Below are 17,535 nucleotides of genomic sequence, written 5' to 3' on the forward strand. Positions count from 1 at the left end.
GATTATGCGCAAATTAGTTGCAGGAGTCGTGATAGCTTCCTTAATGGGTTGTTCTATGGGCCACCGAGACCCAGTCGAAGTGAAGCAAGCACTTAATAAATCCATCAATGAATCCAGTGGTCGCTCATTAACGGAGCTCCCCCCTTCAGTACAAGCCGATCTTATGCCGAATCTGGACTCCAATATGGCTGCAAAAGAAGGCACGTTGAAGCGCTTTCGAGTTCAAGCTAACGCAGTGGAAACTCGGAGCTTCTTTGCTTCTTTAGTCAAAGGCACAGAATACAGCGTGGCAATCCATCCTGCGGTACAAGGTAATATTACCGTTGACCTCTCCGATGTCACATTGGACGAAGTTCTGAATGTGGTGCAGAACATGTACGGCTATGACGTAGTGAAATCAGGCAAAGTGATTCAGGTTTTCCCTGCTGGTATGCGTACCGTGACGATTCCGGTGGATTACCTTCAGTTCAAACGCACCGGTCACTCATTAACAAGCATAGTCACTGGTTCTGTGACGTCTGCGGGCACCTCTCAATCTGGTGGCGGCTCAGATGCTTCTGATTCATCGGACTCAAATAAGGATAACGATAGCAGTTCTGCTTCATCAACGGGCGGGACACGGATTGAAACCGTGACCGAAAGTGATTTCTGGCCAATGCTGCAGCAAGCGGTTGCTAACCTGATTGGTTCAGGTAAAGGTCAAAGCGTTGTTGTTACTCCGCAAGCTGGTGTGATAACGGTACGAGCATTCCCCGATGAAATCCGTGAAGTCCGTGAATTCCTGGGGGTATCGCAAGAGCGCATGCAACGCCAAGTGATTCTTGAAGCGAAGATCCTAGAAGTTACATTGAGTGATGGTTATCAACAAGGTATCGATTGGTCGAATATGTCAGCATCCATCGGGAACTCGGGCAGTATTGTGGTTGACCGCAGCCCTCTGTCTTTACCCTTGGATGCCATAGGCACACTGCTGGGTGGGCAAACGAATGTCACTTTCTCTGATGGCAACTTTAAGGCGGTGATGAACTTTATGGCGACTCAAGGTGACTTGAATGTGCTTTCTAGCCCGCGAATTACAGCGGCGAATAACCAGAAATCCGTCATAAAAGTGGGCACCGATGAGTATTTTGTTACTGAACTTTCTAGCAACGCGGGTAACGGTGAGAATTCAAATGCCGTTCCTGAAGTTGAGTTAACTCCTTTCTTCTCTGGTATCTCTCTTGATGTTACGCCGCAAATTGACGACAAGGGTAACGTATTCCTTCATGTTCACCCTGCGGTAATCGAGGTGGAAGAAGAGATTAAAAAGCTCAACCTTGGTGGCGAGTTTAATAACGTTCAGTTACCTCTGGCAAAAAGTTCGATCAGAGAGTCCGACTCGGTTATTCGTGCAAAAGATGGCGATGTGGTGGTCATTGGTGGCCTGATGAAGCAGCAAAACCTCGAACAGGTATCAAAAGTTCCCTTCCTTGGTGACGTGCCTGCGCTTGGTAACTTGTTCCGTAATATCAACAATGTGACACAAAAAACAGAGCTGGTTATTTTGCTAAAGCCAACCGTTGTTGGCGTGAACACATGGCAAAAGGAATTGGAACGATCACGTGATCTACTTCAAGAGTGGTTCCCTGACACTGAGTAATCGGTGTTAGGGCTGTCGCTAAACGTGGCTTTGTGATTTAGCTATGTACTTGTCGCATTTTGGATTTCGAGTTCAACCTTTCTCGCTGACCCCAAACACAGAAATGTTTCTGGGGTTAGTGCCTCACTACGAGGCCATACAAACCATTATGGCTGCGGTCCAAATGGGCGAAGGAGTGATTAAAGTCACCGGAGAGGTGGGGACAGGTAAAACCATGGTTTGCCGCAAGTTAATGGAGCAAATCGAACCTGAGGTGGAATTGGTTTACTTACCGAATCCAGTGCTAAGCGGTGACCAGTTACAGTTTGCGGTTGCACGAGAACTAGGTATTCAAGATACCGATCCGCTCAAAGTCGTGTCACTGATACAAGAGCGTTTAATCCAAGTTCATACTTTAGGGAAAAAAACGGTACTGATTGTCGATGAAGCGCAAGCTCTGTCATCCGAAGCTTTAGAAACGCTGCGCCTTTTTGGTAATTTGGAGACCGGGCAAGACAAGCTGATTCAACTGGTGTTGTTCGGTCAGCCAGAGCTTGACGAGCGACTTGAAACCCACGAGTTAAGGCAATTCCGCCAGCGTATTACGTTTAGTTGTCAGTTACGGCCTCTCTCGATAGAAGAGGGCGTGGCCTATATCAATAACCGCTTAGATAAGGCAGGTAACGGTGCGCATGTTTTTTCGATTGAGCAGAAGAAGGCGATTTGGCGTGCGGCGATGGGTATCCCAAGGTTGATAAACCAAATCAGTCACAAAGCCCTGCTTACTGCGTTCAATGACCGTTGTACGTTATTAAAGAATCAACACGTTTACGTGGCGATGCATGACACCTTTGATGCACGTAAACCTAAGTTTAAAACTCCCAGATTTTGGGGATGGAGTCAGCCTTGAGTGCCATCAATAAAGCATTATCAGAACTTGCTGAAAAACAGTCGCCTTCCGAGTTAACTCGGGCGGAGATTCCAAGTATTACTCGAAGCAAGCCATGGCTGTGGCTTGTGGGGGGATTTTCTTTGAGCTTGGCTGTTGGCGGTTGGGCGGTTTCTCAGAGCCCAGCGCCAATAGAGGAGGCTGTTTTAATCGCAGCTGCACCAATCAATCGCGCGGCGGTAGAAACATCACCAGTGGTTGCCGTCAGCCACTCGCCAACTAGCAAGGCGACACCTCAATTAGATAGCGTGGTTTACACGCGCGCAAGGGCCGATAAACCGAAACTCACGGTGCCATTACCCGCGGTAGATTCGGCTTCCCAAGTGGATGACTTTACCTCACTCAGAGCGTTATCGATTGAACCGGAGCAACCTATTTTACTGGCGAGCGTAGATAACGGTATTGATCGAGCTGCTAATGTCTCGAATCAAAGTTCAATGCGTATTGAACAGGTTGAGTTAACGCATCAGCAGTTAGCTGAAAAGGCATTATCGCGAGCAGGTAAGGCGATGGATGCGAATGATATGAAAACCGCTTTGTCTGCATTTGGTGAAGCGCTTCGGTATCAGCCGACTAACGTCGAAGCTCGGCAAAAGCTCGCGGCGCTGTATTTCGGTAAAGGTGATACACGCAAAGCCTATGAGATTTTGCAAACGGGGATTTCTCTGGATATCGACCACCAGCCTTTACGGTTGGCACTGGCAAAACTGCTGGTAAAAGCACAACAACCAGAGGCCGCATTAAGCCCATTAGTGCATTTACCGCCAACACCCAGTCGTGACTATTTAGCGATGCGAGCTGCGCTGGCTCAAAAACAAAATCAAAATGCCATCGCCCTTGAAAGCTACCGATTATTGACTCAACGTGAGCCGGATAATGCGCGCTGGTGGCTTGGGCTAGCGATTCAACAAGAGCGAGCACTGACTTTTACGCCAGCGATTGCCTCTTACCAAAAAGCGCAGGGTAAAATTGGTATTTCAAATCAGTCTCAGGCATTTATTCGTGACCGCTTGAATATCTTGCAACAACTGGAGACAGTGCAGTGAAAATTCAGTTGAGAAAGCGTTTAGGTAACTTACTAATAGAAGAGGGCATTGTCTCTGAAGAGCAAGTCAAGCAAGCTTTGAATGCTCAGCACAGTACCGGACAAAAGTTGGGCGATGCTCTGATCGGGCTGGGTTTCATCAGTGAAGAACAGATGTTGGCGTTCTTATCCCAGCAACTCGGTCTACCACTGTTTGATTTTAGTCGTGCATCTATTGATGCCGATGCCGTCCCCATATTGCCTGAAGTGCATGCTCGCCGTTTACGCGCCATGATTGTTGCTCGCAACGGCACAAGATTGCGTGTCGCTATGAGTGATCCCGCCGATCTGTTTACCCAAGAGTCATTGATGAACTTGCTCGGCGAGTATGATTTAGAGTTCATTATTGCATCAGAACATCAGCTGGTAGAAAACTTTGATCGCTACTACCGTCGAACCAAAGAAATTGCCTCTTTTGCAGAACAACTGCAAGCCGAGCATCAAGATGTTGAAGGTTTTCATTACGGTATTGATGCTGCTGACAGCGAAGAAGTCACGGTTGTAAAACTGGTTAACTCGATGTTTGAGGATGCTGTACAAGTTGGAGCGTCGGATATTCATATTGAGCCAGATGATAAGGTGCTGCGTCTTCGCCAGCGTGTTGATGGGGTATTGCATGAGACCTTGTTAAATGAAGTGAACATTGCTTCGGCATTGGTATTGCGACTGAAGTTGATGGCGCATCTGGATATATCAGAGAAACGTTTACCACAAGATGGTCGTTTTAATATCAAGGTTCGTGGTCAATCGATCGATATCCGTATGTCGACACTGCCGACGCACTATGGTGAATCCGTCGTCATGCGTTTACTCAATCAGTCTACTGGGCTGCGTGAGCTGGAAGATTCTGGTTTACCTTCTGAGTTGTTAGCACGCCTTCGTCGTCAACTCGCTCGCCCCCACGGTATGATTTTGGTCACCGGGCCAACGGGGTCCGGTAAAACCACCACGCTTTACGGCGCATTGAGTGAACTTAATCAAGCCAGCAAAAAGATCATCACGGTAGAAGATCCGGTTGAGTATCGTTTACCGCGTATTACTCAAGTGCAGATCAACACGAAAATTGACCTGACGTTCTCGCGAGTGCTGCGTACCTTTCTCCGTCAAGACCCTGACATCATTCTCGTCGGTGAAATGCGTGATCAAGAAACGGTTGAAATTGGCCTTCGCGCCGCACTGACTGGCCACTTGGTATTGAGTACCTTGCACACCAACGATGCGATAGACAGCGCGCTGCGCATGATTGATATGGGCGCGCCTGGTTACTTAGTCGCAAGTGCGGTGCGGGCCGTGGTCGCTCAACGCCTTGTTCGTCGTATCTGTTGTGATTGCAAAACGACGGATGTGCTTGAAGAAGCACGTCAGCAGTGGCTTGCGGGGCGCTTCCCTAACCAAGTGGGCTTAACCTTTCAAAAAGGGATGGGCTGCCAAAACTGCAACTTGACCGGTTTTCGTGGCCGAGTGGGTGTGTTCGAAATGCTTGAGCTTGAAAATGAAATGATGGACAAGCTACGAGCGAATGACACCGTAGGTTTCGCTCAGGCGGCGCGCCGCTCAGACAGCTATAAACCACTATTGGCTTCAGCAATGGAACTTGCGTTGCAGGGGACGGTGAGTCTAGATGAAGTCATGAGCTTGGGTGAGGGCGATATTTCCTCTCAAACTGACCCCATTTATATGTAGGTAAGTGATGCCAACTTTTCGTTTTCAAGGCCGAACCTTAGACGGCTCATCCACCAGTGGCAAAGTCGATGCGGTGAATTCCGAAGCGGCAGCGGAAGCGTTAATGAATAAGGGAGTCATTCCCCTTCACCTGCGATTAGAGAGAGAAGCGGTCAAAAGCAAACTCAGCTTATCTAAACTATTGGTGCCAGCGATCCCATTGGAAGTGATCATCCTGTTTTCACGTCAGCTATTTAGCCTAACTAAAGCCGGGGTCCCTTTGCTACGTTCTATTCGTGGTTTGCTGCAAAACTGTGAAAACAAGCAGCTTAAAGAAGCCCTAGAGGAAGTGGTCGCTGAATTGAGTAATGGTCGTGGTCTTTCTTCAGCAATGCAGCCGCATACCAAGGTGTTTAGCCCGTTGTTCGTCTCAATGATCAACGTGGGTGAGAATACAGGTCGTCTTGATGAGGCGCTGCTGCAATTGGCCAACTATTACGAACAAGAGCTGGAAACACGTAAGCGGATTAAAGCCGCAATGCGTTACCCAACGTTTGTGATTGTGTTTATCACCATCGCAATGTTTATCCTTAATATTATGGTTATTCCTGAATTTGCTTCCATGTTCACCCGTTTTGGCGTTGAACTGCCACTGCCTACGCGGGTGTTGCTCACCACCTCCGATTTCTTTGTTGATTATTGGGGCTGGTTGATTGCAGGGATAATTGGGGCGTTTATTGTTTTCAAATCTTGGGTGGCGACGGCTGACGGTCGAGAGAGATTTGATAAATTGCGTTTAAGGTTACCTATTGTGGGTGACATTGTTAATCGCGCCCAGCTATCACGATTTGCCAGAACTTTTTCATTAATGTTGCAATCCGGTGTGCCATTAAACCAATCGCTCGCCCTATCTGGTGAGGCGTTAGGCAATCGATTCTTGGAAAACCGGATTCTAGAAATGAAATCGGCGATTGAGGCAGGCAGTACTGTCTCCGTCACGGCCATCAACAGTAAGGTCTTTACGCCATTGGTCATCCAGATGATAGCCGTGGGTGAGGAGACGGGGCGTATTGACGAGTTGCTTTTGGAAGTTTCAGATTTTTATGACCGAGAAGTGGATTACGACTTAAAGACCCTGACTGCGCGAATTGAACCATTACTCTTGGTCATAGTGGCAGGCATGGTTATGGTGCTCGCTCTGGGGATCTTCCTGCCAATGTGGGGGATGCTGGATATCATCAAAGGTGGCTAATACGGTGGTCGAAAATCAACGCTGAGTATGCTTTATTCCGTTTAGAGTCAACGGGGTTAATATGCTGGTGGTATTGACCATTGGTGCAAACATGATCGACAACGTAAAGTTATAGCGATTCATTTATCAGAAGTTCGTGGAGTAATTAAAAGTGATGATTTACACATCATCAAAGCGATCAAATCGGACAGAGAGTTGTTGTTTTATCGAAGGCTAATTATCTGAAAACAGACGCCGAAATGTCGACTAAGTAGGATTTTTGACACTTTAATATTACCACCTAGAATGGAAGGCGGTATAATGCAATTGTCTTCATAGGCAAAAAGTTGTTATGAAAGGTTATTTTTTGGTTAGGTTTCTTTTGTAAACCGCCTTAACTTAACCATAGCGAATCATCATTTGTTCATGCGGTAGAGAGTGCGCTCACTCAACAGACTCATTAACGTGTGCTGCGAGCACAAACCTTGTGACAATACCCCAAATGGTCACATGACCGATAAATTTTGCAGTCTTCTGCATGCTTATATAGAGAGAGTAAACAATGAAAAGACAAGGCGGTTTTACCCTTATCGAATTGGTAGTGGTAATTGTAATTCTAGGTATTCTAGCGGTGACTGCAGCGCCCCGTTTCCTTAACCTGCAAGGTGATGCTCGAGCGTCTGCTCTTGAGGGTTTAAAAGGTGCTATCAATGGTGCGTCTGGTATTGTATATGGTAAATCAGCGGTTGAGGGGGAGGAAGCATTAGCATCTACGAACACTCCAGCTCCGGCTACTGAAAATATCTTGACAAACTTTGGTTACCCAACCGTTGCAGATTTGCCTGAAGCAGTCTCTGGCCTGGCTGATGAATGGGAAATCATGACTGGTGTAACTGTTACTAATGTACCGGGAGCAACACGTACTTATGGCTTCGTCACAACAGCAGCAGCAGGTTGGGCGTTTGATGCAAATGATGCAGAAAATGCAACAGGTTGTTACGTTATTTATGTCGAGGCTGCTGATGAGAACACTCCAGCATACTCTCGAGCAGTGACGAGAGGATGTTAATGTATGCTTCAAAGGCCAGCTAGTCTGGCCTTGCTCTGTTTACTTTGCTTGATCTCGGAATAGTTGCTATGCGTAAATTATCAGGCCTTAGTGCAATCGAGTTTGTGTCTGTACTGATTATTTTCGCTGTGGTCGGCTATGTAGTATTGCCAAGGTTTATCAGTGTTGAACCAGAAATCTTTGAATTAGAGACTTATGAAGCAAAATGGCAGCACACCAAGCAAACCGCTGAGCATGTTTCAGAGACACTAAGCAACAAAGAAACCTACGACCGAATTGAAGAGGAACTGGAGCGCTCCAAAAGAGAAAAATAACCTGTGATGGTTATCTTTCCCGCGCACTGTTCAAATCTGAATTTTATCAATTTATCATTATTCTCACGCTGTTATCTTGTCGTCGCTTTGCTTGTCTGTGTTTAATATCTTTCACAGTAAAAGTGTAAAAATAGTGTAAAAAATGCGTGATAATAAGGTAAACATGTCGATAAGTCGTGATTCTACAATCCAAATTTTAAATGACGTTATCGAGCGCAGAATGACCAGTTAGTTACTACGTTCGGTATAAGGTTGGGTTATGAAAGTTCGCTGCTCTTTATTGGGGTTCACCTTGATGGAGCTGATTCTAGTTATCGTTCTCTTGTCTATACTGTCCCTGTTTGCTGCTAGCCGTTTTATCGGTAAAAGCAGTGTGTCTGCCTTTGCACTGCAAGAGCAAGCGATCTCTGTGATTCGCCAAGTCCAACTCAATCGCATGCAGTCGAATATCAACACCCCCGACAAGCCTTACCCAGACAGATGTCTGCCCAGCAGTTACCAAGCGGGAGAGGACACCAGTTACACCAACTTTTGCTTAGCCATCACCAGCTCTTGTATCGGGTCTGTGGCCGCCTGCAATCTGGCAAGTAACCCACGAGCGGCTCGAAGTGATGTTGTTATCGACAGCTCAGCACAGTTTTCCATGATTAATGGCCTCTCGGGACCGATTGAATTTAATCTATTGGGTAATCCTCTCCGCGCTGCTTCTGGTGGTGTGTCGATTGTTATCCGTGATGCAAATGGACAAAGCCAGTGCCGAGTGCTGATTAACTCTCAAGGTTACGTTGCTCAGGGGTCTGCCGTTGAAGGAACCTGCTCATGATAAAGCAGCTCGGTATCACATTGGTTGAAATGATCATGGTCATTGTCCTGATGGGGATTGCAATGGCGGCGTTTACTTCCTTCCTCGTACCGCAAATTCGCGATTCTGCAAAGCCTCACTATCAAACTCGGGCAGCTGCACTAGGGCAAAGCTTTATGTCACAAATTTTGGCGCGTGGCTTTGACGAGAACAGCGACTTTGATGGCGGTCTATTGCGTTGTGGTGAGAACTCGACTTCCTGCACCCTACCAGCCAATCTCGGTCCTGACTCTGGTGAGTCTATTCCCGAAAATTTTGACGATGTCGATGATTACATCGGTTGTTGGAGTACGCCAACGACGGTTGCTCAATGCCAAGGCACGAGTCGTGGCACTCTCTCCAGTATCTTAGGCACAAGCAGTGAAGATAAGTACCCTAATTTCCGCGTTGAAGTGGGGGTGGGGTACGACAATTTAGTTGCACCAGTAATAGGCATGACTAACTATAAAAAAATCACTGTGACCGTTTTTGCGAGCAACACCCAGCCACTTAAGCTTACAGCCATTAGAGGCAACTACTGATGAAAGTTCGTGGTTTTACCCTCATGGAGATGATCACCACCATAGTGATCGGTAGCGTTATCATGCTTGGTATTGCTGGTTATGTTCAGTTTGGTATGAAAGGCTATGTCGATACCATTGAGCGTCAGCGCATGCAAACTCAAGCTCTGTTCGTCTTAGAAAAAATGTCGCGTGAAATTCGTCATGCGGTTCCAAATAGCTTTCATGTGCCCAAGGGCGCTGAAAACTGTTTAGAGTTCGTTCCGATTGAATATGCCGGTGTGTATAAATTAACGAACAATGACTTGGCGTTTCTCATTGGTCATGACCCAACACTAAACCTGATTCCTGCAAATCGCAGGATGGTGATTAATCCCAGTCGTTTTGACGATTTACACCCCACTTCTTCGCAGAGTTTAGCGGTCGGCGGCCTAGCAAAAAAGACTGGCGAGGTATTTGTTGTCAGTGGCGCTGCAAGTACGCTTGGCGCAACTTCCATCGCTCGTCGTCATTATATTTATCAAGATAATTCTGAAGTGCGTTACTGCTTCACTAATCAACATATTACGCGTAACGGTATTACGGTGGCCGACAGTGTTGATACCTCAGCGAGTGATATGCATTACTTGGAACCCACCCTACAACGAGGCGGTATCGTTCATCTCAATTTAGAGTTTACTCAAAATGGCGAGCGCAGTGTTTACCAACAAGACGTGCAGGTGCTTAATGTTCCGTAAGAATAGTCAACAGGGTCATGTCCTTATTGTGGTTTTGTTCGTCATTATTGTGCTGGGTTATTTGGCGGCATCGTTAATGAAAGTGAGTTGGTCAAACCAAAGCACGCTAACCAGAGAACTTCTCGGTACCAAAGCTTGGTTTATTGCTCAGTCTGCCAATGAATGGGCACTGACACAGCTCTACCCGCTAGATAATCGTGATCCTGATGTTGCGGGTATCTGCACTAATACTGTGGATGGTGCGATCCCCAATGTGACAGAAGAGACAGGCTGTAAGCTTAAGGCCATGACATGCTCAAATATTGGTACATTTAACGCGGGTACCTCTGAAGCCGAGTCTCTATTTCGTGTGCAATCCATAGCAACTTGCGGCTCTGGGAGTACACAAGTACAGCGTCAACAAGAGATTTGGGTACGGGAATAATCTAATGAAAAAAATAATATCTATTCTTATTCCAATGTTTGCTTGCTTAATGAATTTATCGGCTCAAGCGAAAACCTGTGAGGTTTATGGTAATCAAGACTTTACCGTGACCTTTGACGTGACAAGTATTGCACCAGATAGCTATGTTTATTTAGAAGAGACGGAGCTCACCCCTCAAGAAGTGCTTTGGCATAATGGTTCTAGCCATTGGGCGGCTCGTTTTTACTTTCAAGAGCAGAACCTATTAAAAGGTCAACCCTATAATATTCGTATTGAGCATAAGGCGAACGTCAATCCCGCCACCAACTCTGGGACATTAATCTATTCTCGTAAGTTTGCCGGGGACAGTGACTGGCAACTCATGGCGACGATAAGTAACGTGAAGTTGAAAAATGGTCCTTTGCGGCTTTCTGAGCAAGGGAGCTTAAGTGGATTTGATTGTTCTGGTCATTCATCGGCCCCAGTACAAGCAAAATTACCTAACAATGTGTGTCAATACTTTCCCGAGCCGATTCAGGGCATGAGGGGCTATTCACAAAATACGCTAAATGTATCCACGCAAAGTGCGCGCGCGCTAGGTTGGTCTGAAGATTATAAGAACTTCTTCACCCTAACCGATAAAGAGGACCTTTTTTACTACTCGCCGAACGCCCAGCAACCGAATCAACCTAAGTATATTCTGGCGGGTTTTGACAAAGCGAATACAGATGATGCGCGAGATAGATTGTATCGTCTTCCTATTTGTGGGGATGATTCGGGTTGTGACGTCGGTAATAACGATGGGCAACTAGAAGCGAGAAAAGCCGCCCAGCCGCTTGGTATTCAAACTGCTTTTGGTGACCAATCGCTATCGTTGCAGGTCGATAATATAGACAGCTTGTGTGATAGCACTGACTTGTGTAGCGCGACACGTTACTCTATCAATGGCAAGAGCGGCATAGAAATTCAAATCGGAAGTAATCTCAATCGTTTAGAGGTCAATCAAAACAACTCACGCTTTGATCAAGTTAAAGTGATTCTACCTGATGGCACTAACGTCCGTCATTTAACGGTTGAAGCAGGGCCGAATGATGATTTGCGAATCGTGATTCCTCAAGATGCTACGGTCACCTTAGAGCATTGGGAACATGTGGGACACACCAAGTATTCTTTCTACAACAACGCCAGAATCAATGTGAGTGGTGATTCCGTTGTTTTCGCTAACCCTATCGATGTCACCACCCAATATTACGCAACAATTTATGCGCCAAATGCGTCAGTAGACTTTCAAACCAAATCTAAAGCGTTCTATGGCTTTATCTTAGCCGATAGCGTTAATTTCAATAACCCTATTACGGTGAACGGTTCTGTTACTGCGCGTCATCTTACGATGAATAAGAACGTGGTAATTCAAAAGCCTTTTTATTCGTGTCCAGTTGAGCCCCCAGTGCAGCAATGTGATCAGCTTCTCGTAGAAACCTTCGATTCACCTAATGCGGACAATTGGTCTGTTATTGGGTATGGCAGCAGCATCAAGCCACAAGTTGTTAATGGACGATTTCGGCTAAATAACAATACGCCTCGTCAAGCGACAGCCTCCGCTTACAACTATGTGTTTCCATCGGACAGAAATTATCTAGAAATTGAGTTTGACCACTTTGCTTATGATGGCGGCATTCAAGGTGCTGATGGTGTGGCTTTGGTTTTGTCTGATGCCAATGTGCCTTTGCAAACGGGGGCTTTTGGTGGGCCATTAGGTTATGGTATGAAATTATACAAAAACCACTCTGATGAAATTTCTCATGATGTTGAAGGCTTTGCTGGGGGCTGGATAGGTATAGGTATTGATGAATACGGTAATTTTTATCGAGAAGGCGAAGAAAACCTTGCAAGCGATGTTATGCCAAACAGTGTTGGCGTTCGTGGCCCTGGCATTAAAGACATCAATGGTAAATGGCTAAAAGGTTACAAGTACATCAGAGGAAGGCAGTTTAACCAGCCATTGGATGGGCGTTCGACGATTCCTCACCGCTATAAGGTTGCTTTGACTTCTCACCGTTCGGGGGCAAAGACACTGTCCGTACACAGAAAGATTGGTGTTAATGGTCGATGGGAAGAAGTCATTAAGACTTTTGACATATTGAAAGAAGGCAATTTCAATTACACACCAGAAAACTTCCGTATTTCAGTTACCGCTTCTACTGGAGACTCAACCAATACGCATGAAATCGATAACTTCCAAGTTTGTGCTCGCAAATACCAGAAAATAAAGAAAGGGATTCACCATTTCCAATTTGATTACTCCGGTACTGGCAGTATTTGTCAGGCGTCCGAGGTAACACTACGAGCATGTATGAATGCATCTTGCTCGAAGACCTATCCGTCTTCAGTGTTGAACTCAAACTCGAGATCAAAAGTTGATCCTGTGACGGTCTCTTTATTGCCAAAATCTGATTCTTTGGTGGCATGGGAAGGCGGCGACAGCGTTACTTTTAGTGACTCTGTCTCATTGAAGTTGAAAGCTTTTCGTTCAGGGGATGCCCAGCTAGGTATCGCAGAGAGCTCTGTTCAGCAGCTTGGCTTTGATGAAGTCAAGTGCATCAATGACGGCCCACAATCTGAGAAAAACTGCACAATTTCATTCAAGTCTGACGTACTGGGTGTCATGGTCCCAGATAAGATCGCGGGTAAGCCCTTCTTAAATGCTAAGGGGCAGCACCAATACAGCCATCAAAGTTTGCCTTATTTAGAGTTTTGCAGCTTACCGGACCAGCAAGAGGGGGATGGTGAAAATCGGGATATTGTGTTGTGGATAAAAATTAGAAAGCCGACAACGAATGTTGTATCAGTGCCCGCTTACGTCTCTTTCAAAAAGCGTGATGGTACCTTCAGTGATGAGGTTCGCCTCGGTACAGAACGCAAAAAGGTTAGAGGCGTTTACTTTAACGAGCAAGGCAAGGCGTATTTTAACCTGAGATATCCAGAAGTAGGAAGAGTCGTACTGAAGGCAAAAATAAAAGATGAGAAGCAGGCACCAGGAAGAAATAGCTTCGTCAGCTTCCCTGCTTATCTCTCGCTTTCAACTAATGGTGGGCAATGTGATTCGGACTCTTGCACTAAAGGCTTTGTCGCTGCTGGTGAAACCTTCACTATGTCCGTTACGGCGCATCAATTCGGCGGGGCATTAGCGAGAAACTATCAGCAAAATGGATTATCCGTCGTTCATAAAGTGACTTACCCAACAACAGGGGCTTTATCTGCCGGTGTTCTGCGGGCAGATGTGTACGATCATGATACACCTCAAGACGCGAAAGACTCGATTGAGCAAAGTATCTCGGAAGTCGGGGCGTTTGAATTGACCGTAACGCCGCCAAAAGCTTACTTGGGCAGTAAAGCGTTTGTGATTGAACCTGCGAAGGGCGTCATTGGTCGAATCTACCCTAAATACTTTAAAGTTTACCCAGATGAAAGTGCGGTTTGGAATTACCCAAATGGACAGGGCTTTGCCTATATGAATCAGCCGTTTGGTGTGAGCAAGTTCTATGTTGAGGCGTTGGGGGCAAATAAAGGAACGTTAACGAATTACTCGTTTTTTGATCCTCCCTTGTTGGCTAAATTCAATCTGTATGAGCGGGGGGATTACGTTTCTCGTTTCTCAGCGGCGAAGACGTACAGCGGAACATGGAAAGAAAGTTTAGGCAAAGCACTGGTCGTATCGAGGAGTGTTGGGCGCTATGGGGGGGGGAGTGATGACGCGACAGGTTTAAGTGGTAATGGTTTGCTTATGGCGAAAGGTGACGGCCCGCATTACCCCGATGGACCACTTAACTTATTTGAGCAAGGTAGAGATACTTTAGTTTCAATCGCAGCTTCAAGTAGTAGTGAGGATCCTGTCATCGTGATTGAAACTGATTCAGCCTTGGACCCGCAGCCTGACATTCGCTTTGGCCGTGTCGATCTCGATGATGTTGGTGGTCATCAGGGGGCGACACTGAGAGTGCCATTACGCGTCGAATATTGGAATGGTCACCGCTTTATTGCGAACCCGAACGATAATCAAACTGATGTGAGAGGTGTTACGGCGGCCGAAAAGCATATTTGGCCTGATGGCCCTGATGCAGCTCCTAAAGCCGTTACGTTTGGATCGGGTGGTAGGGTTTCTGCGGGTTACTCTCGATCTGTAACCGCGCAGGAGGCGGAATCATACCGTCAGCAGACGCGTGTTTGGTTGGATCTTGATGACTATGCAAATGGATATTCATGGCTCAAATACAACTGGGATAAAGATAGCCTAGATGAAGATAATCCATCATCTGTCATCACCTTTGGTATTCACCGTGGTAATGATCGAGTGATTTATCGTGGCGAACCTGGGGTGACTGGGCAATAACAAACCTCGGTTTTTTGCGTTAAGTAAGGAAACTGCAAGAAAATGGGGCTTTCTGCGCATGTTTGTGTAGCAATACCTTGCTGTAGCAGCGAGGCATTGGTACATTTAAGACAATTTTTGTCTTCTAAATTTTTGCAGGATGAGCGAAGAATATGTTTAAAAAACTTCGTGGCATGTTTTCTAACGACCTATCTATCGATTTAGGTACTGCCAACACTCTAATTTACGTAAAAGGGCAGGGTATTGTCCTTGATGAACCTTCTGTAGTTGCTATTCGCCAAGATCGTGTAGGTTCTGCAAAAAGCGTTGCTGCTGTAGGCCATGCAGCAAAACAGATGCTTGGACGTACGCCGGGCAACATCTCAGCAATCCGCCCAATGAAAGATGGCGTTATCGCCGATTTTTATGTAACAGAAAAAATGCTTCAGCACTTCATCAAGCAAGTGCATGACAACAGCTTCCTTAAGCCAAGCCCACGTGTGTTGGTTTGTGTTCCTTGTGGCTCGACTCAAGTTGAGCGTCGCGCGATTCGCGAATCGGCATTAGGTGCGGGTGCGCGTGAAGTTTACCTTATTGACGAGCCAATGGCGGCAGCAATCGGTGCTGGCCTTCGTGTATCTGAGCCAACGGGTTCAATGGTGGTCGATATCGGTGGTGGTACAACGGAGGTTGCAGTTATCTCCCTAAACGGTGTGGTCTACTCTTCTTCTGTACGTATCGGTGGTGACCGTTTTGACGAGGCTGTGATTAATTACGTGCGTCGTAATTACGGTAGCTTGATCGGCGAAGCGACGGCTGAAAAGATCAAACACGAAATTGGCTCAGCTTACCCTGGTGATGAAGTACTAGAGATCGAAGTTCGCGGTCGTAACCTTGCGGAAGGTGTGCCACGTAGCTTTAGCTTGAACTCAAACGAAATTCTTGAAGCGCTGCAAGAGCCACTATCGGGTATTGTGTCTGCAGTAATGGTTGCACTTGAACAGTGTCCACCAGAACTTGCATCGGATATCTCTGAAAACGGTATGGTATTAACAGGTGGTGGTGCGCTATTGAAAGACCTAGACCGTTTACTGATGGAAGAAACTGGTATTCCAGTGGTTATCGCTGAAGAACCACTAACATGTGTGGCTCGTGGTGGTGGTAAAGCACTGGAAATGATCGACGTGCACGGTGGCGATCTCTTCTCTGAAGAATAAACATGAAGGTGAAGTCCATTTGGGCTTCACCTGCATTTCCGCTCTCTGTATTTTCAATCTGCTCTATACCTAGAATCTGATTATGTCGAATTCTAAGGTTGCGAAGTAAGACTCAATAATCATGGTAGCAATCAGGTTAAAAACAAGATGAAACCGATTTTCGGCAGAGGCCCATCTCTGCAATTGCGTCTGTTTTTTGCTGTCATCGTGTCGGCGAGCTTAATGCTGGCTGATAACCGTCTCGATACGTTTTCTCATGTCCGATATCTATTGAACAGTATGGTTGCGCCTATTCAGTATGCAGCCAATATGCCTCGTAGCTTGTTTGATGGGATGTTCGAACGTTTAAATACTCATCAGGCTCTGATTGAAGACAATCGTAATTTAAAGCGCGAAGTACTTCGGTTGAAGAGCGAGCTGATCTTGTTAGACCAATATAGAGAAGAAAACCAACGCCTACGTAAACTGCTTGGTTCTTCATTCGTCCGTGACGAGAAGAAAGTTGTAACCGAAGTGATGGCTGTGGATACGTCACCATATCGTCACCAAGTGGTGATCGATAAAGGTCATATTGATGGCGTGTACGTTGGTCAGCCTGTCATTAACGAGAAAGGCATTGTTGGTCAGGTGACGTTTGTCGCAGCGCATAATGCACGTGTTCTGCTGCTCACTGACGCGAAAAACGCGATTCCAGTTCAGGTGATTCGCAATGATATTCGTGTCATCGCCTCAGGGAACGGCGAAGTAGATGAGATCCATTTGGAACACATTCCAACCAGCACCGATATCCAAGTAGGTGACTTGCTAGTGACATCTGGTCTTGGTGGTATTTATCCAGAGGGTTATCCCGTTGCGACGGTAACGAATGTGGATCATGACACTCGCCAAGAGTTTGCATCGATCAAAGCTGAGCCAGTGGTTGAGTTTGATCGTCTACGTTATCTGCTGTTGATTTGGCCGAATGAAGACCGTCAGCACAAAGCATTACAATCCAATGTTGAAGAAGACTCAGAACAAGAGGTAACCGATGGCCAATAGTGTATTTAGAAGCCGCATGGTCATCGGCGTCAGCTTCTTTGTTGCGTTAGTTTTACAGACGATACCATGGCCGGGTGCTCTCGATTTGTTGCGCCCATCGTGGTTATTCCTCGTGACCTGCTACTGGGTGTTAGCGTTGCCGCAACGTGTTAACGTTGGCTCCGCGCTGATTTTAGGTTTACTTTGGGATATTTTGATTGGCTCGACGCTTGGTATCCGAGGGATGATGATGTCGATCATTATCTACTTGGTGGCATTGAACTTCTTGGTGATCCGCAACATGGCACTGTGGCAACAGTCTATTTTAATTGCCTTTTTTACTGTGATCTTGGAGCTCCTTATCTTCTGTGGGGAGTATTTAAATCAAGATGTCGTATTTAACCCATTATCCCTGTGGACTGCTGCAATAAATTGTATACTTTGGCCATGGATGTTTTTATTGATGCGACGCGTCCGTCGCGCATGGCACGTAAGGTAGCGTT

General features: G+C 46.3%; 15 protein-coding genes. All 15 read left to right on the plus strand.

The annotated features are described in order from the left end of the window. The first annotated feature begins 4 nt into the window (after nucleotides 1-4). Nucleotides 5-1,639, plus strand: coding sequence for a pilus (MSHA type) biogenesis protein MshL (mshL, locus tag AND4_RS13535; protein WP_043991673.1), 1,635 nt, complete (start codon nucleotides 5-7; stop codon nucleotides 1,637-1,639). Nucleotides 1,640-1,682: 43 nt separating this feature from the next. Beyond that, the gene (locus AND4_RS13540; protein ID WP_043991674.1) at nucleotides 1,683-2,528 is read left to right on the plus strand and encodes an AAA family ATPase; all 846 of its coding nucleotides are present in this window, start codon (nucleotides 1,683-1,685) and stop codon (nucleotides 2,526-2,528) included. Then, nucleotides 2,513-3,613 (plus strand): tetratricopeptide repeat protein, encoded by a 1,101-nt coding sequence (locus AND4_RS13545; RefSeq protein ID WP_043991675.1) that lies wholly within the window; start codon nucleotides 2,513-2,515, stop codon nucleotides 3,611-3,613. Before AND4_RS13540 ends, AND4_RS13545 begins: the two co-directional genes overlap by 16 nt. Next, on the plus strand, nucleotides 3,610-5,334 hold the full coding sequence (locus AND4_RS13550; RefSeq protein ID WP_009843545.1) for a GspE/PulE family protein: 1,725 nt from the start codon (nucleotides 3,610-3,612) through the stop codon (nucleotides 5,332-5,334). The genes AND4_RS13545 and AND4_RS13550 overlap by 4 nt, the downstream gene beginning before the upstream one ends. A gap of 7 nt (nucleotides 5,335-5,341) precedes the next feature. Then, complete coding sequence (locus AND4_RS13555; protein WP_009843546.1) at nucleotides 5,342-6,565, plus strand: type II secretion system F family protein; 1,224 nt, start codon at nucleotides 5,342-5,344, stop codon at nucleotides 6,563-6,565. 541 nt (nucleotides 6,566-7,106) lie between these two features. Further along, complete coding sequence (locus AND4_RS13560; protein WP_009843547.1) at nucleotides 7,107-7,613, plus strand: prepilin-type N-terminal cleavage/methylation domain-containing protein; 507 nt, start codon at nucleotides 7,107-7,109, stop codon at nucleotides 7,611-7,613. Between the two features lie 68 nt (nucleotides 7,614-7,681). Next, on the plus strand, nucleotides 7,682-7,927 hold the full coding sequence (locus AND4_RS13565; protein WP_009843548.1) for a hypothetical protein: 246 nt from the start codon (nucleotides 7,682-7,684) through the stop codon (nucleotides 7,925-7,927). Between the two features lie 259 nt (nucleotides 7,928-8,186). Continuing rightward, nucleotides 8,187-8,750, plus strand: a complete 564-nt coding sequence (locus AND4_RS13570; protein ID WP_009843549.1) for a type II secretion system protein — start codon at nucleotides 8,187-8,189, stop codon at nucleotides 8,748-8,750. Beyond that, a complete protein-coding gene (locus tag AND4_RS13575; RefSeq protein WP_009843550.1) occupies nucleotides 8,747-9,310 on the plus strand; it encodes a type II secretion system protein in 564 nt (187 codons plus the stop codon). Before AND4_RS13570 ends, AND4_RS13575 begins: the two co-directional genes overlap by 4 nt. After that, entirely contained in the window at nucleotides 9,310-10,026 is a 717-nt protein-coding gene (locus AND4_RS13580) for a prepilin-type N-terminal cleavage/methylation domain-containing protein (RefSeq protein ID WP_009843551.1), read from the plus strand. Before AND4_RS13575 ends, AND4_RS13580 begins: the two co-directional genes overlap by 1 nt. Then, nucleotides 10,016-10,450 carry a hypothetical protein gene (locus tag AND4_RS13585; RefSeq protein ID WP_009843552.1) on the plus strand — a complete coding sequence of 145 codons (435 nt, stop codon included), beginning with the start codon at nucleotides 10,016-10,018 and terminating at the stop codon, nucleotides 10,448-10,450. The genes AND4_RS13580 and AND4_RS13585 overlap by 11 nt, the downstream gene beginning before the upstream one ends. Before the next feature lie 4 nt (nucleotides 10,451-10,454). Further along, nucleotides 10,455-14,819, plus strand: coding sequence for a DUF6701 domain-containing protein (locus AND4_RS13590; protein ID WP_009843553.1), 4,365 nt, complete (start codon nucleotides 10,455-10,457; stop codon nucleotides 14,817-14,819). Nucleotides 14,820-14,971: 152 nt separating this feature from the next. Beyond that, on the plus strand, nucleotides 14,972-16,015 hold the full coding sequence (locus tag AND4_RS13595) for a rod shape-determining protein (protein ID WP_009843554.1): 1,044 nt from the start codon (nucleotides 14,972-14,974) through the stop codon (nucleotides 16,013-16,015). A 147-nt stretch (nucleotides 16,016-16,162) separates the two neighbouring features. Beyond that, a complete protein-coding gene (gene mreC, locus AND4_RS13600; protein WP_009843555.1) occupies nucleotides 16,163-17,053 on the plus strand; it encodes a rod shape-determining protein MreC in 891 nt (296 codons plus the stop codon). After that, on the plus strand, nucleotides 17,043-17,531 hold the full coding sequence (gene mreD / locus AND4_RS13605) for a rod shape-determining protein MreD (RefSeq protein WP_009843556.1): 489 nt from the start codon (nucleotides 17,043-17,045) through the stop codon (nucleotides 17,529-17,531). The genes mreC and mreD overlap by 11 nt, the downstream gene beginning before the upstream one ends. The last annotated feature ends 4 nt before the right edge of the window (nucleotides 17,532-17,535 follow it).

Source organism: Vibrio sp. AND4, from assembly GCF_000171815.1.
Lineage (GTDB): Bacteria > Pseudomonadota > Gammaproteobacteria > Enterobacterales > Vibrionaceae > Vibrio.